Source organism: Methylobacterium frigidaeris (assembly GCF_022179185.1).
Classification (GTDB): domain Bacteria; phylum Pseudomonadota; class Alphaproteobacteria; order Rhizobiales; family Beijerinckiaceae; genus Methylobacterium; species Methylobacterium frigidaeris.
On the sequence record NZ_BPQJ01000054.1, the window covers coordinates 16823 to 42262 of the forward strand.

Here is a 25440-nt window from a genome sequence, read left to right on the forward strand (position 1 = left end):
CGCGATTGTGGGCTTTCAAAATTCCCTGACCGGCGGGTTCGGCAGTGACCGGTGATCAGCCGGCGGCGTGATCGAGCATCGCCCTTCCGGGAGGTCGGCCGCGGCGCTTCGGGGCGGGCGGCGGGGTGATGAGGGCCTTCGAGCGGACGTGCTCGGGCACGAGGTCGGCGTGCTGACGCAGACGGTAGCTCGCCCCCTCGATCTGGATGACCACGGCGTGGTGCAGAAGGCGGTCGAGAAGCGCCGTGGCCACGACCGGATCGCCGAACACCTCGCCCCACTCGGCAAAGCCGCGGTTGGAGGTCAGGATCATCGCGCCCCGCTCGTAGCGGGCGTTGACGAGCTGGAAGAACAGGTTGCCGCCGCCGGGCACGACCGGCAGGTAGCCGATCTCGTCCACGACCAAGAGCGCGGCCCGGCAGAGATAGCGGATACGCTCGCGCAACGTGCCGTCGCGCTCAGCCTTGGCGAGTGAGGCGATCAGATCGGCCAGCGTCGAGAACACCACGCTGCGCCCGGCCTTGACCGCCTCGACGGCGAGCGCGGTAGCGAGATGGCTCTTGCCGGTGCCGGGCGGGCCGAGCAGATGGACCACTTCGGATCGGTCGATGAAGGTCAGCTCGGCCAGCGCCAGGATGCGCTCCCGGTCGAGCGAGGGCTGGAAGGTGAAGTCGAAGCCGGAGAGCGTCTTGACCGTGGTCAGGCGCGCCACGAGCAGGGCGGTCTTCACGCGACGGCTCTCGCGCAGCGTCAGTTCCTCGGTCAGGATCTCGTCGAGGGCAGAGATGCCATCGATCTCGCCCTGCTCGATGCGCCGGACCGTGGCATCGAGCACCTCCAGGGCGCGCGGCATCCGCAGGCCGACTAGGCTGCGCTTGATGCTGTCGAGGGTGGTGGCGGCACAGGCTGTGGCGGCGCTGGGCATGAGCGGCCTCCGATCCCAGTGCCGGCGAGCCGCTCGCCGATCGCCTGGTAGACGGCCAACGAGCGCCGAGCGACGTGATCGCCGCGGCGGCCGACCGTCAGGCTGTCGGGATGGCCGTGGCGCATGGCCCGCGCCGCCGCCCCCTGACGATGGTCGGGATCGACGCGGTACTGGCGCCGCCCCTCCAGGATCGGATGGCTCGCCACGAGGCGGCCGCTGTCGAGGATGCGGATCGTGTCGGGCAGCTGATGCACCTCGACCACGCGCCGGGTCCGATCAGGCACGCTGTAATAGTTGCCGCCGATCGAGACGAGGCCGTCGTGGCTGACGCGCCGCTCCAGCTTGAGCAGGGCATCGAAGGGCACGGCCGGCAGCGGCTGCAACTCGGGCTTCTCGGCGGCGAAGGCCTCCGAGACGATCCGCTGCGTGGTGCCGTGCAGGCGGACGTTGGCGACTGAGTCGAGCCAGGTTCGCAGCTGGGCGTTCAGGTCGTCGAGGTCGCGGAAGGAGCGCGCCAGGAAGAAGTCCTGGCGGATGTAGGAGAATGGCCGTTCGACCTTACCCTTCGTCTTTGCCCTGTAGGGCCGGCAGGCGCGGGGCAGGAAGCCGTAGTGCTTGGCCAGCGCTAGCAAAGATCGGTTGTAGACGATGTGGCCGCCCGCATCCTCGCCGGTGACCGCCGTCTTCATGCGATCGTAGAGGATCTCTATCGGCACGCCGCCGATCGCGGCGAACGCCTGCATGTGACAGCGCAGCAGGGTCTGCAGATCCTGGTGCAGGACGAAGCGCGCCTCAATGTGCCGGGAATGGCCGAGCACCAGCGAGAACAGCCAGACGATGCAGGCCGTATCCGGTGCGTCCGTGAAGATGACGACGAAGCGCGCGAAGTCGACCTGAGCCTGCTGGCCGGCCGGCGTCTCGAAGCGGACCTCGTAGGGCTTGGCCTCGGCCGGCCGGATCGCAGCCACAAACCGCTTCACAGCGGTGTAGGCTCCCGTATAGCCGCGCTCACGCAGTTCGCGGGTCAGGCGAACCGCGCTCAGATCGGGGAAGGCCGCGACGCGCTCGCGCAGATAGTCGAGATAGGGCGCGAGCTTGCTCGGACGTCCGGCTTGGCGAGGGCCGTAGGCCGGCGGTTCCAGGCCGCGCTCGATGTACTTGCGGACTGTCTTCGGGTCGCGCCCGGTCCGGCGGGCGATGGCGGTGACGGACAGGCCCTGTCGGTGCAGGTCCAGGATCATGAGGAGTTCTCCCAGCAGGACCATCCTCGTCACTCCCGACCGATACGCGTCGGCGGGCATGGTGGCTGAGGATGGATAAGCCCGAGGGTGCGGGGGGCGTCCCGCCTCCGCGGGCCAGGGCACCGACCAGGGAATTTTCGATGCCCGCAATCAGGGAGTATTCAACGCCCGCTGACAGTCAGCCTCCTCAGCATGGGTGCGAGAGTGCCGACGATGTCGGGCTTGAGGACGAACTCGGCCCCGTCCGGCAGCGGACCCGAGGTTGCGTCTGAATGCCCGGACGTTAAAATGACTGCCATCTCGGGCCAGCGCTGACGAGCTTCCTGCGCCAGTTCCCACCCATCAATGGATCCCGGCACGTGCGCGTCGGTGACAAGGGCTGCTGCCGCCTTGTGAGTGGTGAGGAGAGCAAGCCCTTCATCCGTCGTCGCCGCTTGGGCGACCTTGAAACCTGCCTCGATCAGGAGCGCCGCGATCGCTTCTCTCTCGTCAGCCTCCTCCTCGACCAAGATGACGGCTCGCTGCTGCTCAGGATCGATGTCGGTCATAATCGCCGTTCTCCACCCCATTACCGACAATCCGCGCCTGTGGCTCGACGGCACGTGCTGCTTGTCAGCCCTTCACCATCCTCATTAGCGGGACGGCATCAAGCCCCGCGCCTGCTTGACGGCGTCTGCACAGGATCGGTCGCCCTTCGCATTCAGGTCGACGGCTCGCTGCAGCGCCATCTTGGCTTGCGAGGCCCTGTCCTCAGTCGATGGACCCCTGGCAGTCGCGGCCACGCCTCCCTGAGCCGCCTCCGCTGCGGCCGTCGGCCGGTTCTCGGACTGGCGGCGGACGTCCTCGGGCGACGTCGCAATCCTGCCGCTGGCGATCGCGTCCGCTTGTCCAGCTCCAGCAGCGGCACCAACCGGGCCAGCCACGCCGCCGACGGTCCCCGGTGTGCCGCCCATCTCGCGAGAGGCACCGCCTTTCTGGGCGCGGTCCGTCTCAGGCGTCCCGACCGGCTGGCCCGCACTACCAGTGGCCGCGGACGCGGTTCTCTGGCCTGCAGTGTCATTCGGCCCCTTGCGCAGGCCGTAATCTGGCTCGGATACGGGAGCTCCCAACCCGACTTGCGTGCTCAGATCACGCCGGAGCTTGGCGATGTCGTCCGTGCAGGGACCGCCCTCCTGAGCGAGTAGAGGCGTGGAAAGGAAGCCGATCGTGGTGAAAGCAGCAGCGCGGTAAAGATGGAAGAGGCGTTTCATCCCTGGTCTCCGGTTTGCCTTACCCTTCAACTGCCGGATGAAGTGGTGAGTTCACTTGTGGGAAAGATGGCAATTCACTCTCTCCAGCAGGATTGTCATCCTAACGGCGGCCGCAGGAGGTGGGCGCATCAGAGAATAGACACGCGGACGATCCAGGTCATCATCAGCGCCCTGCCTCAAGCCCGCCGAGACAATCTGAACAACGGCTGTGCTCAAGTCGCCTGACTAGAGCCAAACAGACGAGGGAAAAACTCGATGCACTTGGGCCGAATGATTGGAAGAATATTTTATTTTATATATCAATTCTCCCTGAGCCACCCGCGGCTGATCGCAATTATGATCGCAACGCTAAACAATGTGGATACACTTAGAGTAATAAGCGAAAACACCATCATGATAGAATACGATCCTACTGGACGAGCGGGGCAGAGGCGCTGTTGATCTGATCAATCTGAAAATAATCCGTCACAAAACAACGCATTCCTTGCGCTGCTGGTTCGCTCGTTGTGAACTATCGCCGCAGCGCTCCATGGTGGGCGGCCGATCGACGAACCACAAACCACCCACCCGGGGTCAAAGCTTGGCCGGGGTGCTGCGAGCGTCAGCATCAGGCGTCACGATCTCGCGGCATGTCTGGAGCGTCATCACGAACACGCCCCTCAAACCCCTCAAGCCACTTTGCGCGCTCCTCTGAGTTAATAGGGTAAGGGCAGGCATCACGCCGCCGGCCAAGGTGCCTTGCTCTCATGCCCTCAGAAGTTGGGTCGAGCGCGTGATCCTCGTAGGCCATAGCTCATGCTCCTGGTTGTCTCACCAAGATATGGGAGCTACCGCCACATTTTTCACGGCTGTGTCGCTCTCGGAACCTCTGCATCAAGCGGTTTTTACAATCCTGCTTGTTCAGGCCGCTCATATTGGCTTGATTACCTTCCCCGTGCCAGCGCAGTCAGAGCAGGGCGAGCCGCGGACCTCGCCCGTGCCGTCGCACTTCGGGCAGAGGTTCTCACCTGTTCCAGACGTATCGGATGAGATCTTGTCTCCAGGCTCGGCACGCTCGGTGCTGGTCATGGCTTCCTCCTCCCGAGGAGGCGTAGCGCCACATAGGCCAGGTCAAGTCCCAGGCTGACGCCGATATCCTGCTGCTTGCTGCCTACTTGGCGCAAGAGGGCCTGCACCGAGGGACTGTCGTAGCTCTCAAGCACGCCGTCCTCTCGTCCCACTCGGCTCGACCTCCGCTATCTCGGACCAAACTGAGGATCGCAAAACAGACACGTAACCACGCACTTGGGAGCGCTCCAGTCACGCCCCGAACCCGCCTGATCCTGTTTCCTGTACTATCGCCGTGAAGGCCCGCACTTCAGCCACCGCCCACTCAATCTCGGAGACACCCTGGAGCTGAGGCGAGAACGTAAGCTGGTTCCGTACGCCTCCCTTGTGCGCATGGTCGGCGCCAGCGCCCACCGTGCAATTAATTGCACGGCGTCGGGAGCGGATTTTCCCGTCCAAGGAGTCCGACCCGCCCTCGCATAAGCTTGGCATATGGAACGCGAGGATGGTTGTTTTCGAAAGCGTCAGGAGCGGGTCAGATGAGGGGTGGTGCGGGAGGAAGCGGGGACGGGGCAGCGCGGCCTTCGCCCGTCTGTCAAACGGCATTGGAACGGGGTTCATCCGCACTTTCGATCCTGCTGGCGAAGTCAGGCTGGTGAGGTCTGATGGAAGAGGTGGGCAAACGGGCTGCCGCGGGTTCCGGCGATGGGCAGGCCGACGATCCACCGGGTCAATCGCATCATGTTGAGGGCCGCCGCGATGGCGAGGTGCTGGAGGTGGACCTTCGCGCGTCCGATATAGCGGGCACGGCGCAGCCCGAAGCCGCGTACCGCCCAGGACATCGTCGCCTCCACACCAGCCCGCCATGCATAGAGCGCGGCGAAGGCCGGGGTCTCTTGCCGACGGCGCGCCGTTTTCAGCGCTTCGCACTCGCCTTGTGTGCGCAGGGTCATCAGGCGGCGGTCGGCACAGGGGCCCGCACACACTGCGCGATCGGCGCAGGTCTTGCAGTCGCGCCGCGAGAACTTCACGTTGACCGCTGCCGTAGCACGGTTGTCGACCGCCAGCGTCCAGCTCGCGCTCATGGCGCCGCGCGGACAGGTCACTTGTCGCTGCCCCCAGTCGACGTGGAACACCTCAGCCGAGAAGCCCGCCCCGCTCTTGGCCTGCCAGCGCAGGTCGCGCCGCACCGGGCCGAGCAGGTCGACGGCGAAGCGCTGGCGCGTCTCGACCAGGATGCCGGCATCGACGTAACCGGTGTCAACGAGGTGCTGGGCCGGGAGCAGATCCTTTGCCGCGAGTGCCTTCGTGGGTCGACGTCGTCACCGCGCCGTCGGCAAGGGGCGCCGCACTGGTCTGCACGTGGGTGATCACGCGCGGCCGATCCGCGTCGCAACTCTCGGTCAGGTGGACCTTGTAGCCGACCCAAGATGCCGTGCCCTTGCGTGCGAAGTGCGCGTCGAGATCGTAGGGCGAACTGATGAACAGGGCCCCAGGCGGCACATTCCCTGCCTCGCGCCAGCCGACCGCGCCGCCCTCGCGACAGAACTGCTGGACCCAGATCCGGCGCAAGGTCTCGACCGCTGGAACTTGTCGTAGCCAGACGGGTGCATCTGCGGAGTGGACGGCTGAGAGGAGATCGTGCCCATCCGCGCCGACACTGATGGCCAGCGCCCGGCGTTCGGGCCCGGCGCGCGGCTGGCGCTCGGCCAGACCGCGGGGCTCATAGCGCTCCGCCCAGTGCCTCTGGGCGTGTGCCGCGAGCCAGGACGGAGCGGCGACGGCCAGCGCGCTGAGGGCGTGGCGCATCGCCTCGATCACACAGGCGAGACGATTGAGGCTGCTGACCGCTGCCAGCACGTGCGTCGCGTCGGTCCGTTGCCGCCCTCCCGAACGAACGAGGTTGCGGGCGCGGGCGATCTCGAGGACGGCGACGAAGAGCAGGTGCTCGGCCCGGCCAGCGACGAGGCGCGTCCGGAACTCGCATAGGACGGAGGCGTCGAAGCCAGCGCCGGCGAGCGGCAGGGCGAGCACGTACTTCCAGTCGATCCGACTGCGCACGGCATCGGCCGCCTGCCGGTCAGGCAGGCGCTCGGCGAACTGGAGCAGGGTAACGAGGGTCAGGCGCCAGGGTGCCGCGGCGGGTTGACCGAGGCGCGGGAATAGGGCGGCGAAGCGCTCGTCGTCGAAGATGGGGCCGAGCTCGTCGCGTAGGCTGAGCAGCAGCGAGCCGTGCGGGAACGCGGCGCGGGCGACGCGGGCGGTCTCGACGGGAACATCGTTCGGGGTGGTCGGGCGGAGCGACATGGTGTGGCCTCGCGAACCGAAGGATCGGCACCAACACCGCGGAAGACCACCCTGATCCGGCCCTGCCCGACTTCGCCAGCAGGATCACCTTGATGCCGAACCGCTCCTCGATCGTCCTGGCGAGCGCCCGCGTGGTGCCGCCGCCGATCGCGAAGCGCAACGTGTGGTCGTGCTCAGGCGCGTCGTAGCGGGCGGCCAGGATGGCGAGCACGGTGCCGACGAAGGTGCAGCCGGTCGCCCCGAGCCGCCGTGCGTCCTCGAAGAAGGCGCCGGCCGAGAAGCGCGGCGCGACCGCCAGCAACGCCCCGGCGGTGAGCGCACCCATCAGCGCGTACATCTGCGGGTTAGTGTGGAACAGCGGCAGCTAGACGAAGATCCGGTCGTCCTCGGTGAGGTCGAGGATGCGGGCGGTCTCGCGCCCGGTGGCGAGGTAGCCGGCAGGGGCGCACATCACGCCCTTCGGCAGCCCGGTCGTGCCCGAAGTGTAGAGGATGGTGCAGAGATCGGAGGCGACGCGGGCCGCCGGCTCGGCCTCGGGCCGGTCGGCGAGGGCTGCACCGAGATCCGCGTCCGCCGGGAGCCGCAACCGGGGCAGGGCGGCGCGGACCTCGCGCAGGTCGTCCGCCCGGGCGCCGAGCCACGCCTCGCCGGCGACGACGAGCCGGGCTTCGGACTGGCCGACCAAGTAGTCGATCCGCTCGCCCATCACCTGGTTGTTGAGGCAGACCGCGACCGCCCCGGCCGCCTGGATGCCGAACCAAGCGACGAGATACGCGAGCGAGTTCCCGGCGATCAGCGCGACGTGGTCGCCCGGCCGAATGCCGGCCTCCGCGAGGCGTGCGGCGAAGCGGCGTGAGACCTTCGCGTAGCTGAACCGGCCCTCCCGGGTGACCGCCAAGGGCGCGTCGGGCCGGCGTGCGACCTGGGCAGCGAGGAGATCGGCGATCACGACGCGGCCGCCTGCTTGACGATATGCTTGTCGATGTACTTGGCGAGCGTGTTCCGGAGCACCTCCGTCGAGCCGCCGCCGATCTCGTAGGTCTTGGCGTCGCGGAAGAACCGGTTGAACGGCGCGTTGACCATCGTGCCGTAGGCGCCGCAGACCTGCACGGCCTTGGACGCCACCTCGGTCGCGACTTCGGCCGCGACGACGTCCGGTCGAGCGCCGGCTACTCGCTCTACGAGGGCTGGCGGTTCCGCGGGCGCGTGCTCCACATGCTGGTACGGGGCCGGATGGTCCTGCGCGACCACGCCCTCCAGGACGACGCGGTCGGCACCGGCCGCTACGTTCCGCGGCGGCTCGAGAGCCCGCAGTGAGCGGGCTCGGCGTCGCGACGGCGTCGCAACTCGCGTCGCCTCTGGCGCCTCACGGCATCACCGGTGGCGCGTAGGTGAACGTCGTCATCAGGTAGGAGGCCAGGATCATCACAATCGGGAAGTGGATGAAGAACTGCATCGAGGTGTAGCCGATCAGGTCCTTCGACTTCAGTCCGAGCACGCCGAGCAGCGGCAGCATCCAGAACGGGTTGATGAAGTTCGGCAGCGTCTCGGCGATGTTGTACACCATCACGGTCCAGCCGAGATGGGCACCGACCTCGTTGGCCGCCTTCATGACGTAGGGCGCCTCGATCACCCACTTGCCGCCGGCCGAGGGGATGAAGAAGCCGAGCGTCGCCGAGTACAGGCCGACGATGGCCGAGAAGGTGCCGGTGTCGTGCGCGAGGCTGACGAAGCCGTGCGCGATCGTGTCCGACAGGGTCGCGCCGGAGGCGTTCTTCACCCGGGTCAGCATGTAGGCGATGCCGCCGTAGAACGGGAACTGGAGCAGGACGCCGGCGACGCTCGGCATCGCATGCGAGAAGCTCGTCAGGAAGCTCCGCGGCCGCCAGTGCAGCAGGGCCCCGAAGAGCAGGAACACGAAGTTGTATGTGTTGAGCCCCGACAGCGTGATGAGCGGGTTGCCGGACCGGAAGGTCTCGTAGAGCCATCCCGCCGCCAGGACGACCGTCAGAATCGTCAGGATCGGGCTGAACTCGAGGAAGTCGCCGGGCCGGGTCGGACGCTGGTCCTCGATCCGCGATTCCGCCAGGCTCACGCCGAGATCGGACGCGGTGACGGCATTGGCGTCGGACGGCGTGGTGAAGTGGCAGATCGCCGCCGAGAGCAGGGCGCCGACGCCGATCACCAGCAGGTTCTGCCAGGTCAGGATCGTCTCGTAGAAGCTGATTACGCCGGTGATCGGCATCAGCGAGGCCGGGATGCTGGCCGGGGTGGCCTGGAGCTGGGCGGCCGACGAGCTGATCCCGAGCGTGAAGCCGAAGCCGAGGCCGAGATATCCCGCCGCGCCGGCGGCACGGTAATCGAGCCGGATGTCGGTGCGGCGGGCGATCTCGCGCACCAGCAGTCCCGAGAAGATCAGGCTCACGCCCCAGTTCACCAGCGACAGGAGGATGCTGACCACGCCGACGAAGACGACGGCGCTCCGCCCGGTCCGCGGCACGGATGCCGCGCGGCGCATCAGCCGGGCCACCGGCGGCGACACCGCGACGACGTAGCCGCCGACCGCGACCAGGGCCATCTGCATCGTGAACGGGATCAGGCTCCAGAACCCGTCGCCGAAGGCCCGGCTGATGGTCACCGCCTCTCCGCCATGCAGGAGCGCCCCGGCGGCGACCAGGATGGCGGCGAGGAGCACGAAGACGTAGGCGTCGGGAAACCATCGTTCGGCGAAGGCCACCATCACCTGCGACAGGCGTACCAGCAGGTTCTCGCGCGGCGGCGCCGGTGCGGCGGTGCGGGCGTGGATGGTGTCGGGGACGGTGGTCATGACGGGATCCTCCTCAGGGTCAGGCGTCGAGCACGCAGTCGACGAGCGGGACGGCGCGGCAGGTCAGGCAATGGTCGGGGGGGCCGTCATAGGTGGCGAGATGGGCGACCGACCCGGCCTCGACCCGGACCTGGCAGCTCTCGCACTGGCCGGTGCGGCAGCCGCTCGGCAGGCGGTGACCGGCGGCCTCGGCGGCATCGAGCAGGGTTCCCGTTCCGGGCGACCATGTGAATGTCTGCCCGCTGCGGGCGAGCGCGACGGTGCGCGGCGTCAGGTCAGCCGGGACCTCCGTCCGGGTGGTGAACAGCTCGCTGGCGATGTCGTAGAGCGGCAGCCCCCAGGCGCGGAGGAGGGCGGTCGCGTCCGCCACGAAGGCCTCCGGACCGCACAGATAGGCGAGGGGGCGCTGGCCCGGGAAGGGCGGGGGCAGGTCGCGCAGGGCGTCGCGGCCGGCGCGGTCGTAGTCCCGGCCAAGGACATCCCCAGGCGCTGGCCGCGTGAAGACGCGGGTGGCGGTGAGGCCCGGCAGGCGGGGAGCAAGGTCCCGCAACGTCTGCCCGAACGGATGAGTGCCCCCGTCGCGGCAGACATGGACGAGATGGAACGCGGGCGGGCGGGCGCCGGCCCGTGCCAGCGCCGAGAGGTAGCTGACGAAGGGGGTGATGCCGATGCCGGCGGCGAACAGGAGGACGGGCCGGCCCCCATCGAGGGGCGGCGTGAAGATGCCCTGGGGCGCCTCCAGCATCAGGCTCGCGCCCGCCTGAAGCCCGTGGAGATGCGTCGACATCCGCCCCGGCGAAGGGGTGCCCGGGCCGACCCACTTTACGGCGATCTCGTAGCGGTTGGGATCCTGGTGCGGCCCGGTGAGCGAGTAGGAGCGCGCCAGCCCGTCGCCGGTCGCCACCAGCACGTGCTGCCCGGGCCGGAAACCCGCCAGCGGACCACCGTCTGCCGGGGCGAGCGAGAGGGCGACGATGTCCGCCGCCTCGCGCCGGACCCCCGTGACCGTGAAGGCGCGCCCGCCGCTCCACCAGCCGCGGCTCCGCTCCTCGTCCCGCGCGATCTCGCAGGCGACGGCGCGCAGTGGCACCGAGCCGCTGACAGGATCCCGGTCCGTGTCCGAGAGCGCATCGTTGACGTTCAGGGTGCCGGCCCCGGTGCTCGGATCGCGCGGCCGGCCGAGCGGCGGGCAATCCTCCCACCAGCCGAATTCCGCGATGACCACGTCGTCCGCCAGCGTCGGGTCGATCCGGGCGCGCAGCCGCGCCGTGCCGTGCGCCGTGCACAAGCTGGTCCAGTCGCCGTCCAGGATGCCCCGGGCCGCGGCAGCGGCGGGGCTGATCTCGACCATGGGATCGGGAACCTTGCGGCGCAAAGAGGCAATGTGCCGGTGCGAGCTATGCACGTACCAGCCCGACTTCGCGGTCGAGAGCCAGAGCGGCAGCGCCGGGTCGCCACCGCCGGCGGCCGGGACATAGGCAGGCAGGGGCGGCTGGCCATGCGCCAGCAGGAGCTCCGAATAGAGTTCGGCCCGGCCGGTCGGCGTGGCAAAGCCCCTCGGCCGGCCATCCGCGCCGGGCGCGGCGTATTTGCGCTCGGAGACGGCTTGCGGGACGCGGATGCCCTCCGGGCGGGCGCGCAGCTCCGCCACGGTGAGCCCGAGCGGCGCGAGCTGGTGGTTCCAGCCGGCCTCGACCGAACCGCCGAAGAACGCCTCCGCATGGCCGAGCCGGCAGGCCAGGTCGAACACGATGTCGTAATCCGCCCGGGTGTCGAGCAGGGCCGGGACCATGGCCTGGCGCAGCTGCACCAGCTCGGCGGCCTCCTGAGTGATCTCGAACCCGACCCGCAGCGCCTCGCGCTCCCACGGCATGCTGGCTGGGAGCACGATGTCGGCGTTCTCCGCCGTCGGGTTCAGGAACATGTCGACGTGGACGTGGAAACCCAGCGCCCGCAGCGCCTCCTGGTTGCGCGACGACGCCCCTTGCGACACTACGATGTTGGAGCCGAAGCTCATCAGCGCCTCGACCCGGTAGGGCTCGCCCTCGGTCACCGCGCGGGCGAAGTCGCGCGCAGTGATCCAGCCCCGGGACGGCGGGCCGAGGGGAAGCGCGTCGAGCCCCAAGGCCTTAGCGCGCTGGTGTGGCGCCAGAAGCCTGTAATCGTTGACGCTCCGGGAGGGCGGCGGCACGGTCCACAGGTTGCCGCCGGCCCGGTCGTTGGCGCCGGTCAGCGCGTAGAGGGAGGCGATCGCCCGCTCGGTTTGGGTCGCGTTGGTGTGCTGCCCGACCCCGGTCCAGGAATGGTAGGCGAGGCGGGGCGAGCCCTCGAACAGCGCGTTGAACCGGGCGAGGTCGTCAGGCTTCAGGCCGGTGATCGCCGCGACGTGGTCGGGCGTGTAGGCCGCCGCCTCGCGCTCCAGCAGCGTCAGCGCGGTCGCCCACGAGAGGGTGCGCCCGTCGCGCGCGCGCAGGACGTCCTCGCCCCGCAGCAGGATCGTGGAATCGTCGGGATCAGCCTCGGCCGGACGCGGCCCGTCGGGGCCGAGCACCAAGCACGACTCCTCCGCGCCGCCGGGCCACAGCTCGCCCGCTCGGACGAAGCGGCCGGTGTCACGATCGATCAGGAACGGCGCGTTGGTCCAGCGCCGGACGAAGGGCGCGTCGTAGCGGCCGGTCGCGATCAGGTGCCGGATCGCCCCGAGGGCCAGGGCGGCGTCGGTTCCGGGGCGGATCCGCAGCCACAAATCCGCGTCCTCGCCCGAGCCCCCGCGCTTGGGATCGACCACCGCCACCGTCGCGCCGCGGCGGCGGGCGGCGGCGACCCGCGTCGCCTGGGCGAGCCAGGTGCGGGCCGGGTTGTGCCCCCACAGCACGATCGCCTCCGCCCGGTCGTAATCGGGGATGCCGATGCCACGCCCGAAGGTCAGCGCCTGGGCGTAGTCCTTGTGCCAGCCGCAGACCTCGACCGCGTAGATCAGGTTCGGGCTGCCGAAGACCCGGATGAACCGCTCGACCCACTCGAAGCTGTCGACCATCGGCGTCCCGCTCGGCGTGGTGACGGCGAAGGCGACCGCCTCGGCGCCCCGGCGCGTCCGGATCTCGCCGAGGCGGGCCGCGATCTCGCCCAGAGCCTCGTCCCAGGTGATCGGCACGAAGCCCGGATCGGGATCGTGGCGCGGCCGGGTGCGCCGGAGCGGGACGGTCAGGCGCCGCGGGCTGCCGACCATCTCGGGCGCGGCGCGACCCTTGGCGCAGAGCGCGCTGCCGGTCGGATGGTCGGAATTGGGCCGCACGGCGACGAGCCTGCCGTCCTCGATCACGTTGAGGGAGCCGCACCGTGAGCGGCAGAGAGTGCAATAGCCCGCCTTGACCTCGGACATCCCGACCTTCCTATCCGGTAGCGCGTCACGCGTTAGTGTGAACCGCGTGACGCGCTACCGCAAGCCGGTTCGCCGCGCGTATAAGCGGCAATCGGAGGGTGAAGAATGGTCAGCCAGCACAATGTCGCCGCGGCGCCGATGACCGCCGAGGCCAACCTGCGCGAGCAGGTGCAGCAACGCCTGCGCCTCGACATCGTCTCGGGCGAGGTGGGGCCGGGCACCATCCTGTCCGTGCCGGGTCTCGCCCGGACGCTCGGCATCTCGACGACGCCGGTGCGCGAGGCCCTGCTCCAGCTCTCCGACGACGGCCTTCTTCAGCCCCTGCGCAACCGCGGCTTCTGCGTCGTCGAGCCGACCCTGGAGGATCTGCGCAACCTGTTCGAGGTCCGGCTGCAGCTCGAGACCTCCGCCTTCGTGAAGCTGGTGCGGTCCGGGCTGGCCGACGTCGCGGAGCTCACGCGTCAGGCCGATGCGATCGCCCGGGCGGTGCGCACGCGCGACGTCCCGCTCTACCTCGCCGCTGACCGGGCCTTCCACCGCGAGCTCTTGTCCCGGGCCGGCAACGCGGTCCTGACCGGCATCGTGATGCGGCTGCGGGACACGATGCGGCTCTACGGGATCGGCTCACCGGCCGGATTGGCGCGCCAGGAGGAATCCGTCCCTGAGCATTACCGCATCATCGCGCTGCTGCAGCAGGGCAGCGAGACAGACGCGGCGGCGCTCATGCACAAGCACATCATGGATTGGGAGCCGATCTTCTCGGACTATCTGAAAGCGCCGCGCGACGGGGCGGTCCGGGCCTGATCCGGACGGCGCCCCCGATCCGTGGATCCGGATCGGGGGCGCTCGCAAACGCGACCGTTCTATCGCCCGAGATGGGCGTCGAAGAACCGGGCGATGTCGGTGAACGCCTCCCGCGTCTCCAGTGCGTCGACGTTCCCCATTTACTGGGCGTGCGACTGACCTTCGTAGACGTTCAGCTCGGCCACGACGCCGGCACGCTTGAGCGCGCGATGCGTCCGCACGGTGTTCGACAGGGACAGGTCGCGCGTGCCCGAGGTCAGGATCGCTGGCGGGAAGCGGCTGAAATCGCCGTAGATCGGCGAGAGCTGCGGGTCCCTCAGGTCGTGGCCCGCCGCATACAGCTTGGCGGCGCGGCCGATGTGAGCTGCAACTGGCGCGAGGCGGAAGCTCGCAGGTCGCTTGCCGTGCCCTGCCTGCACCGATCAGATCAGCCGAAAGGCCTTGCCTGCGTCGATTCCGGCCTCGTTGTAGCAGCGAGCCGCCTGCTGCACGGAGCAATGCAGCGACAGCCGCGTCGCTTCGAGCTGCGGCACGTCCTGCCGGCCTGCTTCGGCCATGAACCGACCGCAAGCCGTGGATAGGAATATGTTTGCCAAGGTACCGTTTGCGCCGTGGCCGCCGCTATCTGATTACAGTCGTTCGGAAATCCGGGGCGGTTCACGGGATGATCAGGCGACCGACATGTGACATGAATTCCGGAAGGATCCTTCCGGAATTCGTATCATCAGCCCGCGCGGTGGAGCCGGAGGCTCCACACACCTGAACGAAGCCGACTTCCGCATTGCGAGGCAATCAATCGGAAGTCCTATGAGGCGCTCGAGGCGCCATTCGTCGTCACAGCATCAAGCCCGCATCTCGGGCTCCGTCTGCACGGCACGGGCGTGGCTCGAACCTGCTTGCGAGGCGTGAGAGACGTTCGAGGATCTCGGATAGGCCGACGCTATCGGGCTCGAGCGCGGAATTACGGCCAGCCTCGTCAAGCAGGCTGAGCGTGCGTGCCCGGATCGCATTCCTTCAGCTGCTCGTCATGAGGCGTTTTCCACACCCTCTCGTTCAAGGATCTCTCCCACGCCGGCGGCTGTTGGGAAAAGGACATCTCCAGGAAATCCAGGAAGACGCGTATCCGTGGGCTGAGGTGGCGCCGGCCGTTGTAGAGGGCGAAGATTGGATCTTCGGCGCCGCTGTGGCGCTCGGGCAGGATCTCGACCAGCCGGCCGGCGCGCAGATCGTGGATGATGTGGAATTCCGCCAGCCGCACGATACCGGCCCCGGAGCGGGCCATGGCCAGCAGCATCTGTCCCGTATTCGCCGCGACGCTCCCGGCCGGCTTGAGCCGCCGGGTTTCTCCTGCCGCGTCGCGCAGGCTCCAGATGCTCCAGGGGGCGGTCGAGGGAAAGTTCAGGCATTCGTGGGCCGCCAGATCCTCCGGGCGCCTCGGCGTCCCCTTCGCTGCGAGGTAGGCCGGCGACGCGCAGATGATCCAGCGCGTGCTCGCGAACCGCCGGGCCGTGAGGGAGGAATCGGCGAGTTCCCCGACATGGATCGCCACGTCGATGCCGCCGTCGAGCAGGTTGCCCGGTTCCATGCTGAGGACGAAGTCGAGCCGCAGGCCCGGATGCAGGCGGCGGAAGGCCGGGATCAGCGGTGCGAGTTGGTGGGTCGCAAAGGTCGGCATCGAGCGGACGCGCAACGTGCCCTGCGTCGCCCCGCCGCCGAGCACCGAGGCCTCCGCGTCCTCCACCGCCTCGATCGCCCGCAGCGCCGATGTGTAGAACGCCTCGCCCTCCGCCGTCAGCGTGACGGTGCGGGAGGCCCGGTTGAATAGCGTCACGCCGAGCCGGCTCTCCAGGCGGCCGATCAGCTTGCTCACCGCCGAGGGCGTCATCGTCAGGCTGCGCGCCGCGGCCGAGAAGCCGCCATCCTCCACCGCCCGCACGAAGACCAGCATCTCCCCGAAGCGGTTCATTGTCGTTCGCCTCCCGGGCACATGATGAATAAATTTCACATGTGGTTCGCAGTATGGGAAATGGATGCTGCGTCCGCAACGCGTTAGCCTCCGGCGTCTAAGGCGCCGGGCTGTCGAAGCCACGATGCCGGAATGCCGCGGCCACGCCATGGCCGACGGCTGGATAATCGAGAACGGCCATCACGCCGGTCCGGCGGATCGGCCTCGCCACAGGAACGAGACGGACCGCACCGGGGTTTCCGGGCGACGTGTCCGACCAGGGAGGACGCGATGAGGAATCCGCGCGCGGAGACTGTTGAGGCCGGGCCGCACCATTACGATGCGATCATCGTCGGGGCTGGGTTCTCCGGCCTGTACCAGTTGCACCTGCTGCGCGACCGGCTCGGCCTGTCGGTGCGGGTGCTGGAGGCGGCCGAGGGCATCGGCGGCACTTGGTACTGGAACCGCTATCCCGGCGCGCGCTGCGACTCCGAGAGCTACTACTATTCCTACTCGTTCTCGCGCGAGCTCGAGGAGGAGTGGGACTGGACCGAGCGCTACCCGGAGCACGGCGAGATCCGCCGCTACCTCGACCACGTCGCCGACCGCTTCTCCTTACGGTGCGACATCCAGCTGAACACCCGCGTCGCCGGTGCCGCCTACGACGGGGCCGAGAACCGCTGGACGGTGACCACGGAATCCGGCGAGCTTTTCGAGGCGCAGTTCCTGATCACCGCCGTCGGCTGCCTGTCGAGCGCCAACGTGCCGGCGATCCCGGGCCTCGAGAGCTTTTCGGGCGCTTGGTACCATACCGGCCGCTGGCCGCACGAGGGCGTCGGCTTTTCGGGCAAGCGCGTCGGGCTGATCGGCACCGGCTCGACCGGCATCCAGGCGACGCCGGTCATCGCCGCGGAGGCGGCCCACCTCACGGTATTCCAGCGCACCGCCAACTACAGCGTGCCGGCCCGCAACGGCCCGATGGACGATGCGTTCAAGGCTTGGGTCCGCGAGAATTCCTCTGCCTTGCGCGAGAAGGCCCGCGCGGCGCCGAACGGCCACCCGTTCGACTTCCACGACCGCTCCGCCTTCGACGTGTCACCGCAGGAGCGGCAGGCGATCTACGAGACCGCCTGGGAGCGCGGGGGATTACGCTTCCGTGCCGTCTTCCGGGACATCATGCTCGACAAGGAGGCCAACGAGACCGCCTCGGAGTTCATCCGGGCGAAGATCCGCAGCATCGTCGAGGACCCGGAGACCGCGGAAGCGCTGACGCCGCGCGACCACCTGTTCGCGACCAAGCGCCCGCCGATCGACACGAACTACTTCGAGACCTTCAACCGCGACAACGTCACCCTGGTCGACCTGAAGAAGGCGCCGATCGAGGCGATCGTGCCGGAGGGCGTGCGGACTACGGATGCGACCTATCCGCTCGACGTGATCGTGTTCGCCACCGGCTTCGACGCCCTGACCGGCCCCTTGCTCAACCTCGACATCCGCGGGCGCGACGACATTCGACTCAAGGAGGTGTGGGCGGCGGGTCCGAAGAGCTATCTCGGGCTGCAGGTGCCGGGCTTTCCGAACCTGTTCACCATGACCGGCCCGGGCAGCCCGTCGGTGCTCACCAACATGCCGGTAGCGATCGAGCAGCACGCCGAGTGGATCGCCGACTGCATCGCGCACCTGCGCGAGCGAGGCCTCGACCGGATCGAGGCCAAGGCGGAGGCGGCGGAATTCTGGGGCGAGGAGGTCGACCGGGCGGCCTCCGCGACGCTTCTGCCAATGGCGAGCAGCTCGTGGTATCTGGGCGCCAACGTGCCGGGCAAGCCGCGGGTGTTCATGCCCTATGCCGGCGGCATGGCGCATTACCGCGGCATCTGCGAGCGCGTCGCCGCCGAGGGTTACCAGGGCTTCGCCTTGCGCTGACGGCGGCCCGCCGGGCGACGTTCTCGGCCAAGGGTTTCAGCCAAATGTTTCAGCCAAGTATCGATTGACTCGCCTCCGACCATGCCGGAGGATCGACGTACCAAACATCAAGTAAATAACAAAAGACGCCGGCACAGGCCCAGGGCGAAAGCGCCCGGGTTGCAAGATCAGGGACGGGAACCGGATGGGCACGAACACGGTCAGCAGCCGCGCGCCATCGCGCCGGCAGGTGTTGGGCGGGCTGGCGGCCGGCGCCGCAGTCACGGGGTTCCCGCATGTCGCGGGTGCCCAGGCCAAGGCGATCCGGGTCGGGATGCCGACGATCCTTTCGGGGCGGGTCGCGATCCTCGGCACGTCGAGCCGGGCCGCAGCGCAGCTCGCCTTCCGGCAGATCAACGAGGCCGGCGGCATCAACGGCCGCACCCTCGAGTTGATCGACCGCGACTCCAAGGGCCGGCCCGACGAGGCCGCCAAGGTGACCCGCGACCTCATCAACAACGACGGCTGCGAGATCATCATCGACGGCGAGGCCTCGTCCGGGGCCTTCGCGGTGCACGAGGTGATCCGCGACCTGCCGGTCCTGTGCCTGCACACCTGCTCGGAGACTTCCTCGCTCTCCGCCGACCCGAAGCTGCACGTCAAGACCGCCTTCCGCTGCGCCCGCCAGGGCATCCACGACGCGGTCGCGGGCGGCACCTACGCGGCGCGGAACGCGAAAGCTAAGGGGCTCAAGCGCTGGATGACGTGCTCGCCCGACTACGCCTATGGTCGCGACAACACCGCCGAGTTCCTCGAATTCGCCAAGATGTTCGAGCCCTCGATCGAGACCGTGGACCAGGTCTGGCCGAAGCTGTTCGCCCCCGACTACACCGAGAGCATCACCAAGATCCTGCAGACGAAGCCGCAGGCGGTGTACTCGGCCTTGTGGGGCGGCGACCTGGTGGCCTTCATCGAGCAGAGCAACCTCTACCGCCTGTTCAACAGCATCACGATGTTCTCCGGCGGCCTCGGCGACCCGCCGGTGCTGACCGCGATCAAGCAGTTGCCGCCGGGGCTCAACACCGCCTACCGCTACAACCGCAATTATCCGGCCAAACCCGCCAACGCCGCCTTCGCCGACGCCTTCGCCAAGATCGCGGGCCACGAGCCGACCAACTGGGCCTGGCAGGTCTATCTCGGCTGCCTCTTCATCGCCGAGGCACTCAAGCGCACCAACGGCCGCACTGAGGGCACGGCGCTCGCCGGAGCCCTGAAGGGCATGTCGATCGCCGCCCCCTTCGCGGTTGGCGACACAATCACCATGCGCGACAGCGACCACACCATCATCGGCTACCCCGTCGCCTGGGGCCGCACCGTGCCGAAGGCGCCCTTCGTCGAGGACTTTTCCGACGTCGGCTGGGGCAAGATCGTCGAGCTGGAGACCCAGTGGAAGAAGAGCAAGGGCTACGCCTGAGCGCTGTTCGTATGGGCCGAACGAATTGGAGCCCTCGATGTCATCCCGGGGCCGCGCAGCGGAGCCCGGGATGACGTGGAGAGATGTTCGCCCGCGTGCCGGGTCGATCGACACGAACAGATCAAGCAGGCTCCGCGCCGAGCCTCGACCCCTCTGCCCCTGGGGAGAAACGCCTTGAACCTTGAGGCCCTCGTCGACTGCCTGTCCTCGGCATCCTGTGCGGTCACCCAGGTCTCGACCGGGTTGATCGTCGGGATGCTCTTGTTCCTCGTCACCTCGGGCCTGTCTCTGATCTTCGGGGTGCTCGGCATCATCAACTTCACCCACGGCGCCTTCTACATGATGGGCGCCTACTTCGCCTTCACCGCCTACGCGCTGACCGGCAGCTTCCTCGCTTCGATGGCGGCGGGCGCGATCGGGGTCGGGCTGTTCGGGATGGCGTTCGAGCGGCTGGTGATGAGCCGGGTCTACGGCCGGGACATCCTGATGCAGCTCCTCGTCTGCTACGCGATGATCCTGATCCTCGATGACGGCGTGAAGATCCTCTACGGCGGCGAGTACCGCATGATGGGCATGCCCGACGTCTTCGCGCTGCCCCCCGTTGAGATCGCCGGCGGCTTCGTGCCGGGCTACTACTTGTTCATGGTCGGGGTCGCCCTCGCGGCGGGCCTCGTCCTCTGGCTCGGCATCAACCGGACGCGGCTCGGCAAGATCGTGCGGGCGCTCGCCATCAACCCGCAGATGGTCGGGGCGCTGGGCATCAACACCACGCTGCTCTACGCGGGCGTGTTCGGCCTCGGCAGCCTGCTCGCGGGGCTGGCCGGCGCGCTCGCGGCGCCGATCCGCACCCTGACCCCCGGCATGGGCGTCTCGATCCTGATCGAGAGCTTCATCGTTACGGTGATCGGGGGCATGGGGTCGATCGCCGGCGCCTTCCTTGCCGCCCTGCTCATCGGCTTCACCCGCGCCTTCGGGGCGATCGGCTTTCCGCTCTTCGTCGACGGGCTGATGTTCGCCCTGATGGCCCTGGTCCTCGTCGTCAAGCCGAGCGGCCTGCTCGGCCGGGAGGCCGCCTGACATGCGTTCCGGCCTCTTGAGTCCCGGCCTCCTGCGCGACGTGGCGTTCGCCATCGCGGCTCTCGCCCTGCTCCTCGTTCTGCCGATGGCATTCCCGGCCCCGGCGCTCCGCGACTTCCTGATCTACTTCTTCGCCTACGGGCTCCTGGCGATGTCGCTGAACCTGCTCGTCGGGCTCACCGGCCTCGTGTCGTTCGGGCACGCCGCCTATTTCGCCACCGGCGCCTACGCGTTCGGGCTCCTGATGCAGACCGGCCGGGTCTCGATCCCGCTCGCCATGCTGGCGGCGGTCGGCGGCACCGCGCTCGTCGCCCTCGTCATCGGGGCGATCTGCGTGCGGCTGAAGGAGATCTACTTCTCCTTCATCACGCTCGCCTTCCAGATGTTCATCCACAGCGTGATCGTGACCTGGGTGAGCCTGACCGGCGGCGACCAGGGCCTGCGCGGCGGCATCCCGCGCCCGCCGATCCTCGGACTCGACCTCAACGATGCCCGCGTGCTTTACGGCGCTTGCGCGGCGGTGTTCGTGCTCTGCATCCTGGCGATGCGGCAGGTCTCGCAATCGCCCTTCGGCTACACGCTGCGGATGATCCGCGACAACCCGGCCCGGGCCAACTTCCTCGGCGTCGACGTCACCGCGATGAAGCTCGGCATCTTCGTCTTCGCGGCGGCGATGGCGAGCGTCGGCGGGCTGATCCTCGCCCTGTTCGTGTCCGGCGCCTACCCGGAATTCGCGTTCTGGACGACCTCGGGCGAGGCGATCTTCATGATCATGCTCGGCGGCACGACGATCTTCCTCGGTCCCCTCGTCGGCACGCTGCTGCTCCAGACCCTCAACCACTTCGTGACGATCTACACCGAGCATCACGGGCTGGTGCTGGGGACGGTCATCCTCGTCATCGTGCTGGGCCTGCGCCGCGGCCTCGCCGACGTCGTCTACGACTGGTTGCAGGGCCGGCGCACAACCCGTCCGAATACGCCGGCCGGGCCCACCCCCGAGGGGGCCGAGCCCGCGCCCCTCCCGGACGGCGCTCTCAAGAGCAGGATCGTGTGATGCTACGCGTCGAGCACCTCTCGAAGTCGTTCGGTGGCGTGTGCGCCAGCCGCGACGTCTCGATCGACTTCCCCACCGGCTCGCTGACGGCGATCATCGGGCCGAACGGCGCCGGCAAGACCACGTTCTTCAACCTGATCTCCGGCCATGTCCGGCCGGACGAGGGCCGGGTGGTGTTCGACGGCGCCGACATCGTCGGGCTCTCGAGCCTGGAGGTGGTGCGGCGCGGCATGGCGCGGGCGTTCCAGGTCGCCTCGCTGTTCCCGAGCCTCACGGTGCGCGAGGCGCTGACCGCCGCGGTGGTCTCGCACCGGCGCGGCTCGGCCCGGGTGTTCACGCGCTTTCCCGTCGCGGCGGCCGGCCGCCAGGCGGACGAGATCATGGACCTCATGGGCTTGAGCCCCAAGGCGAAGGTCGTCTCGGCCAACCTCTCGCACGGCGACCAGAAGCTCCTCGACATCGGGCTCGCCCTGGCGATGGACCCGAAGATGCTCCTCCTCGACGAGCCCACCGCCGGCATGGGGCCGGAGGAGCGCTGGCGCATGATCGGCAAGGTCCACAGCCTGTGGCAGGTCACCGGCATGACGATGCTGTTCATCGAGCACGACATGGACATCGTCTTCAAGATCGCGCAGACGATCCACGTCCTCAAGTACGGCGCGGTCCTGGCTCAAGGGAATCCGGAGGAGATCCGGCGCAACAAGGACGTGATCGACGCCTATCTCGGCACCGATCACCGCCTGTCCGAGACGGTCGGGGAGGCGTGAGCATGAGCACCCCGATGCTCGAGGTCCGCGGCGCCGACGTCTATTACGGCGCCAGCCAGATCCTGTTCAACCTCGACCTCACCGTCGAGAAGGGCCAGACGATGGCTCTGCTCGGCCGCAACGGCGCCGGCAAGAGCACCACCTTCAAGGCGATCGCCGGCCTCGTGCCGCCCCGGCGCGGCGAGGTTCGGCTCTCCGGCGAGACCGTCTCGGGGAGGGCGCCCTACCGCATCGCCCGGGCCGGCATCGGCTACGTGCCGGAGGACCGGCAGGTCTTTCCCGAGCACAGCGTCGAGGACAACCTGATCGTCGCGATGAAGCGCGGACGGCGCGGTGAGGCGTACTGGACCCTGACGCGCATCTACGAGGTCTTTCCGATCCTCGCCGGCATGCGCACCCGCCATGCCGGGCGCCTCTCGGGCGGCGAGCAGCAGATGCTCACCATCGCCCGCGCCCTGATGGGCAACCCCGACGTGCTGCTCCTCGACGAGCCGAGCGAGGGCCTGGCGCCGATCATCGTCCAGGCGATCGGCGGGCTGATCCGGACCTTGCGCGGCATGGGCGTCACGATCCTGCTCGCCGAGCAGAACATGCATTTCTGCCTCGACATCGCCACCCACGCGACGGTCGTCGACAAGGGGCAGGTCGTCTACCGCGCGCCGGTGGCGGAGTTGCGCGGCAACACCGCGATCACGCAGCGCTACCTCGCGGTGTGAGCCGCATGAGACCGACCGAACGGGAGGCGGACATGGAACGCCAGGACTTGGAGCGGAACGAGGGACGCGGCCGGGTCGCCCTGGTGACCGGCGGCGCGAGCGGGATCGGTCTCGCCGTCGCGGGCGTGCTCGCCGGGCGCGGCTGGCGCGCGGTCATCTCTGACATCGATGCCGCCCGGGCCCGCGAGGCGGCCGGACCGATCGGCGCCGAGGCGGTACCGTTCGACGTGGTGGACGAGGCGGCGACGGAGGCGGCCTTCGCGGAGATCGAGGGGCGGATCGGCCCCGTCGAGGCGCTCGTCGCCAATGCCGGGCTGATCCAGCCCGGGGGGCGGCCGGAGGACCTGCCGATGGCCGAGTTCGACCGCATCGTCGCGGTCAACCTGCGCGGGGTCTACGTCTCGTGCCTCACCGCCGGGACCCGGATGGCGAGGCGCGGCCGCGGCGGCATCGTGATCACCGGCTCGGTCACCGCGTGGCGCACGGCGCCGCTCCACGCCTACGCGCCCTCGAAGGCGGCGGTGGTGCACATGGCAGCCTGCCTCGCCGCCGAGTGGGGGCGCTCGGGCGTGCGGGTGAACGCGGTCTCGCCGGGCTACGTCGCGACGCCGCCGCTTCAGGCCGCGATCGACCGCGGCAAGCGCGACCCGCGCCTCCTCACCGATGCGGCGGCCCTCGGCCGCCTCGTCGAGCCGGCCGAGATCGGCCATGGCGTGGCCTTCCTGCTCTCGGACGACGCCGCGGCGATCACGGGCATCAACCTGCCGGTCGATGCGGGCTGGCTCGCGGGCTCGCATCTCACGACCTACGGCGGCCTTCGGCCGGCCCGTTGACCGGCAGGACGACGCCCCATGACCGCCCCGACACCATCGCCCTTCGACCTGACCGGCCGCCTGATCGCGATCACGGGCGCCGCCGGCGGCATCGGCAGCGCCACGGCCCGGCTCTGCGCCGCGCAGGGCGCGCGGCTGGTGCTCGCCGACCGGCTCTCCATCGAGGAGATCCGAGATCGCGTCGGCGCCGAGGTGGCCGGACGCGCCGCGATTCACAGCGTCGATACCGGCTGCCGGCAGGCCGTGACGGCGTTCGCCGCCGAGGTCGGCCCGGTCTACGGCCTGATCGACACCGCCGCCATCGCGCCCGTCGACGACTGGATGGCCGAGGATTGGGACGAGGCGCTCGACGCCGTCATCCGGGCGAACGTCAAGGGGCCGATCAACCTCGCCCGCGCCTTCCTGCCCGGCATGGTCGCCGCAGGGGAGGGGCGCCTCGTCCTGTGCGGCTCGGTCGCCGGCTGGATGGGCGGGATCCGTTCCGGGCCGCACTACGCCTTCTCGAAGGGCGGCCTCCACGCCTTCGTGCGCTGGCTGTCGCGCCAGGGCGCACCGCACGGCGTGCTGGTGAACGGCATCGCCCCGGGCCCGGTCGAGACCGGCATGACCGCCGGCAAGGGCTACGATCCGCAGGCCTATCCGCTCCGGCGCATGGCCCGGCCGGAGGAGATCGCCGCGACCGCGGTGTTCCTGTGCGGCGCGGGAGCCGGCTACGCGTCGGGGGCGATCTTCGACATCAACGGCGGGACGCACTTCCACTGAGGGGAGGGGACCGTCCCATCCGGAACATCGTCCGGCGGGGGAACGCTCGGTTCGTCGGACGATGCCCCGTTCGAGACTCACGCGGCGATCCGCGCTCCGTCCGAGCGCAGGTCTGATCACAGGCATCGCACCCATGCGATCTCGGGCTCGGACGAGTAGCGGCGACGTCCCCTTCGGTGACGCGCCTGCATCCTATGGACGAGGCACCCTTCCCACGGGGATCCGGTCGCGGCTGGTGCCGGGCATCAACGGATTGACCGTTCACCTGCTCGAAGCGGGGTTCGAATCGGCCGACCGGCCGCTCGTGATGCTGCTGCACGGCTTCCCGGAACTGGCCTATAGCTGGCGCAGGATCATGCTGCCGCTGGCCCAGGCCGGGTTCCACGTCGTGGCCGCCGACCAGCGCGGCTATGGCCGGACGACCGGCTGGGATCCGTCCTACGACGCGAGCACCCATCCCTTCGGCTTCCTGAACGTCGTCACCGACACCCTGACGCTGGCCGCCGCCCTGGGACGCGAGCAAGTCGCCTGCGTGGTCGGGCACGACGCCGGCTCGCCGGCGGCAGCGTGGTGTGCGCTCCTCCGGCCGGACGTCTTCCGCTCTGTGGTGATGATGAGCGCGCCGTTTTCCGGACCTCCCACCGTTCCCTTGAGCGCCGAGGGTGCCGCCCTTCTCTCGCCCGCGCAGAGCGACGACGCCCTCGACGCGCAGCTGGCCGCCTTGAGCCGTCCGCGCAAGTTCTACCAGCGCTGGTACAGGACCCGCGAGGCGAACGACGACCTGCTGCAAGCCCCCCAGGGGCTTCGGGATGTCTTACGCGCCTACTACCACGCGAAGAGCGCCGACTGGACCGACAACGATCCGCATCCGCTCGCGTCACGATCGGCCGAGGATCTCGCGCGGCTTCCGACCTACTACGTGATGGACCGTCACAAGGGCATGGCCGCCACCGTCGCCACCGAGATGCCGTCCAATGACCAGATCAGGGCATGCGCCTGGCTGACGGATGCCGAGCTGGACGTGTACGTGACGGAGTACACGCGGACCGGCTTCCAGGGCGGCCTGCAGGGCTATTGGTCAGCCCCCATCGGAGTGGTCCGCCCTGAAGTATGGCTTTGAGCCGACG

At 68.9% G+C, this 25440-nt stretch carries 20 protein-coding genes and 2 pseudogenes; 10 read left to right on the plus strand and 12 right to left on the minus strand.

Going from position 1 to position 25440, the window contains the following annotated elements; all coding sequences use genetic code 11:
• Positions 1-55 precede the first annotated feature (55 nt).
• The 9 genes and pseudogenes from istB to MFF64_RS31520 all read right to left on the minus strand — a co-directional run bounded on the left by istB (position 56) and on the right by MFF64_RS31520 (position 12979).
• On the minus strand, positions 56-925 hold the full coding sequence (gene istB / locus MFF64_RS31480) for an IS21-like element helper ATPase IstB (RefSeq protein WP_238193323.1): 870 nt from the start codon (positions 923-925) through the stop codon (positions 56-58).
• Entirely contained in the window at positions 865-2190 is a 1326-nt protein-coding gene (istA, locus tag MFF64_RS31485; protein ID WP_238193324.1) for an IS21 family transposase, read from the minus strand. The genes istB and istA overlap by 61 nt, the downstream gene beginning before the upstream one ends.
• Positions 2191-2327: 137 nt before the next feature.
• Positions 2328-2714, minus strand: a complete 387-nt coding sequence (locus MFF64_RS31490; RefSeq protein WP_238193325.1) for a response regulator — start codon at positions 2712-2714, stop codon at positions 2328-2330.
• A gap of 1309 nt (positions 2715-4023) precedes the next feature.
• A complete protein-coding gene (locus MFF64_RS31495; protein ID WP_238193326.1) occupies positions 4024-4206 on the minus strand; it encodes an Rmf/CrpP family protein in 183 nt (60 codons plus the stop codon).
• A 904-nt stretch (positions 4207-5110) separates the two neighbouring features.
• Positions 5111-6770: pseudogene (locus tag MFF64_RS31500) on the minus strand (IS1182 family transposase).
• 364 nt (positions 6771-7134) lie between these two features.
• Positions 7135-7719 (minus strand): AMP-binding protein, encoded by a 585-nt coding sequence (locus MFF64_RS31505; protein ID WP_238193327.1) that lies wholly within the window; start codon positions 7717-7719, stop codon positions 7135-7137.
• On the minus strand, positions 7716-8021 hold the full coding sequence (locus MFF64_RS31510; protein ID WP_309296474.1) for an acyl-CoA dehydrogenase family protein: 306 nt from the start codon (positions 8019-8021) through the stop codon (positions 7716-7718). The genes MFF64_RS31505 and MFF64_RS31510 overlap by 4 nt, the downstream gene beginning before the upstream one ends.
• A 115-nt stretch (positions 8022-8136) precedes the next feature.
• On the minus strand, positions 8137-9597 hold the full coding sequence (locus MFF64_RS31515; RefSeq protein WP_238193328.1) for a short-chain fatty acid transporter: 1461 nt from the start codon (positions 9595-9597) through the stop codon (positions 8137-8139).
• A 19-nt stretch (positions 9598-9616) separates the two neighbouring features.
• The gene (locus MFF64_RS31520; RefSeq protein ID WP_238193329.1) at positions 9617-12979 is read right to left on the minus strand and encodes a molybdopterin-dependent oxidoreductase; all 3363 of its coding nucleotides are present in this window, start codon (positions 12977-12979) and stop codon (positions 9617-9619) included.
• Between the two features lie 105 nt (positions 12980-13084).
• Here MFF64_RS31520 and MFF64_RS31525 point away from each other — a divergent pair, with 105 nt between their 5' ends.
• A complete protein-coding gene (locus MFF64_RS31525) occupies positions 13085-13783 on the plus strand; it encodes a GntR family transcriptional regulator (protein WP_238193330.1) in 699 nt (232 codons plus the stop codon).
• A gap of 59 nt (positions 13784-13842) precedes the next feature.
• Here the strand turns inward: MFF64_RS31525 and MFF64_RS31530 are convergent.
• The 3 genes and pseudogenes from MFF64_RS31530 to MFF64_RS31535 form a co-directional block, all read right to left on the minus strand.
• A pseudogene (locus tag MFF64_RS31530) lies at positions 13843-14142 on the minus strand (alpha/beta hydrolase); the annotation flags it as partial.
• A gap of 63 nt (positions 14143-14205) precedes the next feature.
• Positions 14206-14340, minus strand: coding sequence for a hypothetical protein (locus MFF64_RS37930; RefSeq protein WP_273557186.1), 135 nt, complete (start codon positions 14338-14340; stop codon positions 14206-14208).
• Between the two features lie 419 nt (positions 14341-14759).
• On the minus strand, positions 14760-15749 hold the full coding sequence (locus MFF64_RS31535) for a LysR family transcriptional regulator (protein ID WP_238193331.1): 990 nt from the start codon (positions 15747-15749) through the stop codon (positions 14760-14762).
• A 270-nt stretch (positions 15750-16019) separates the two neighbouring features.
• On the opposite strand from MFF64_RS31535, the gene MFF64_RS31540 reads away from it, so the two are divergent.
• The 9 genes from MFF64_RS31540 (at position 16020) to MFF64_RS31580 (ending at position 25433) form a co-directional block, all read left to right on the plus strand.
• Positions 16020-17651, plus strand: a complete 1632-nt coding sequence (locus MFF64_RS31540; RefSeq protein ID WP_099904402.1) for a flavin-containing monooxygenase — start codon at positions 16020-16022, stop codon at positions 17649-17651.
• A 184-nt stretch (positions 17652-17835) separates the two neighbouring features.
• Complete coding sequence (locus MFF64_RS31545) at positions 17836-19104, plus strand: ABC transporter substrate-binding protein (protein WP_099904404.1); 1269 nt, start codon at positions 17836-17838, stop codon at positions 19102-19104.
• Positions 19105-19278: 174 nt separating this feature from the next.
• Positions 19279-20181: a branched-chain amino acid ABC transporter permease gene (locus MFF64_RS31550; protein ID WP_238193332.1), complete on the plus strand. Its 903-nt coding sequence runs from the start codon at positions 19279-19281 to the stop codon at positions 20179-20181.
• A 1-nt stretch (position 20182) separates the two neighbouring features.
• Positions 20183-21235: a branched-chain amino acid ABC transporter permease gene (locus MFF64_RS31555; RefSeq protein ID WP_238193333.1), complete on the plus strand. Its 1053-nt coding sequence runs from the start codon at positions 20183-20185 to the stop codon at positions 21233-21235.
• Positions 21235-22002: an ABC transporter ATP-binding protein gene (locus MFF64_RS31560; RefSeq protein WP_099903347.1), complete on the plus strand. Its 768-nt coding sequence runs from the start codon at positions 21235-21237 to the stop codon at positions 22000-22002. The genes MFF64_RS31555 and MFF64_RS31560 overlap by 1 nt, the downstream gene beginning before the upstream one ends.
• Before the next feature lie 2 nt (positions 22003-22004).
• A complete protein-coding gene (locus tag MFF64_RS31565; protein ID WP_099903345.1) occupies positions 22005-22718 on the plus strand; it encodes an ABC transporter ATP-binding protein in 714 nt (237 codons plus the stop codon).
• A gap of 32 nt (positions 22719-22750) precedes the next feature.
• On the plus strand, positions 22751-23551 hold the full coding sequence (locus MFF64_RS31570) for an SDR family NAD(P)-dependent oxidoreductase (protein ID WP_238193334.1): 801 nt from the start codon (positions 22751-22753) through the stop codon (positions 23549-23551).
• Between the two features lie 18 nt (positions 23552-23569).
• A complete protein-coding gene (locus tag MFF64_RS31575; RefSeq protein ID WP_238193335.1) occupies positions 23570-24313 on the plus strand; it encodes an SDR family NAD(P)-dependent oxidoreductase in 744 nt (247 codons plus the stop codon).
• A gap of 235 nt (positions 24314-24548) precedes the next feature.
• Complete coding sequence (locus MFF64_RS31580; protein WP_309296475.1) at positions 24549-25433, plus strand: alpha/beta fold hydrolase; 885 nt, start codon at positions 24549-24551, stop codon at positions 25431-25433.
• Positions 25434-25440 lie beyond the last annotated feature (7 nt).

Coding starts and splice junctions, on each gene's coding strand:
- istB (WP_238193323.1), bottom strand. CDS start 925: ATGCCCAGCGCCGCCACAGCCTGTGCCGCCACCACCCTCGACAGCATC.
- istA (WP_238193324.1), bottom strand. CDS start 2,190: ATGGTCCTGCTGGGAGAACTCCTCATGATCCTGGACCTGCACCGACAG.
- MFF64_RS31490 (WP_238193325.1), bottom strand. CDS start 2,714: ATGACCGACATCGATCCTGAGCAGCAGCGAGCCGTCATCTTGGTCGAG.
- MFF64_RS31495 (WP_238193326.1), bottom strand. CDS start 4,206: ATGGCCTACGAGGATCACGCGCTCGACCCAACTTCTGAGGGCATGAGA.
- MFF64_RS31515 (WP_238193328.1), bottom strand. CDS start 9,597: ATGACCACCGTCCCCGACACCATCCACGCCCGCACCGCCGCACCGGCG.
- MFF64_RS31520 (WP_238193329.1), bottom strand. CDS start 12,979: ATGTCCGAGGTCAAGGCGGGCTATTGCACTCTCTGCCGCTCACGGTGC.
- MFF64_RS31525 (WP_238193330.1), top strand. CDS start 13,085: ATGGTCAGCCAGCACAATGTCGCCGCGGCGCCGATGACCGCCGAGGCC.
- MFF64_RS37930 (WP_273557186.1), bottom strand. CDS start 14,340: ATGGCCGAAGCAGGCCGGCAGGACGTGCCGCAGCTCGAAGCGACGCGG.
- MFF64_RS31535 (WP_238193331.1), bottom strand. CDS start 15,749: ATGAACCGCTTCGGGGAGATGCTGGTCTTCGTGCGGGCGGTGGAGGAT.
- MFF64_RS31540 (WP_099904402.1), top strand. CDS start 16,020: ATGAGGAATCCGCGCGCGGAGACTGTTGAGGCCGGGCCGCACCATTAC.
- MFF64_RS31545 (WP_099904404.1), top strand. CDS start 17,836: ATGGGCACGAACACGGTCAGCAGCCGCGCGCCATCGCGCCGGCAGGTG.
- MFF64_RS31555 (WP_238193333.1), top strand. CDS start 20,183: ATGCGTTCCGGCCTCTTGAGTCCCGGCCTCCTGCGCGACGTGGCGTTC.
- MFF64_RS31560 (WP_099903347.1), top strand. CDS start 21,235: ATGCTACGCGTCGAGCACCTCTCGAAGTCGTTCGGTGGCGTGTGCGCC.
- MFF64_RS31565 (WP_099903345.1), top strand. CDS start 22,005: ATGAGCACCCCGATGCTCGAGGTCCGCGGCGCCGACGTCTATTACGGC.
- MFF64_RS31570 (WP_238193334.1), top strand. CDS start 22,751: ATGGAACGCCAGGACTTGGAGCGGAACGAGGGACGCGGCCGGGTCGCC.
- MFF64_RS31575 (WP_238193335.1), top strand. CDS start 23,570: ATGACCGCCCCGACACCATCGCCCTTCGACCTGACCGGCCGCCTGATC.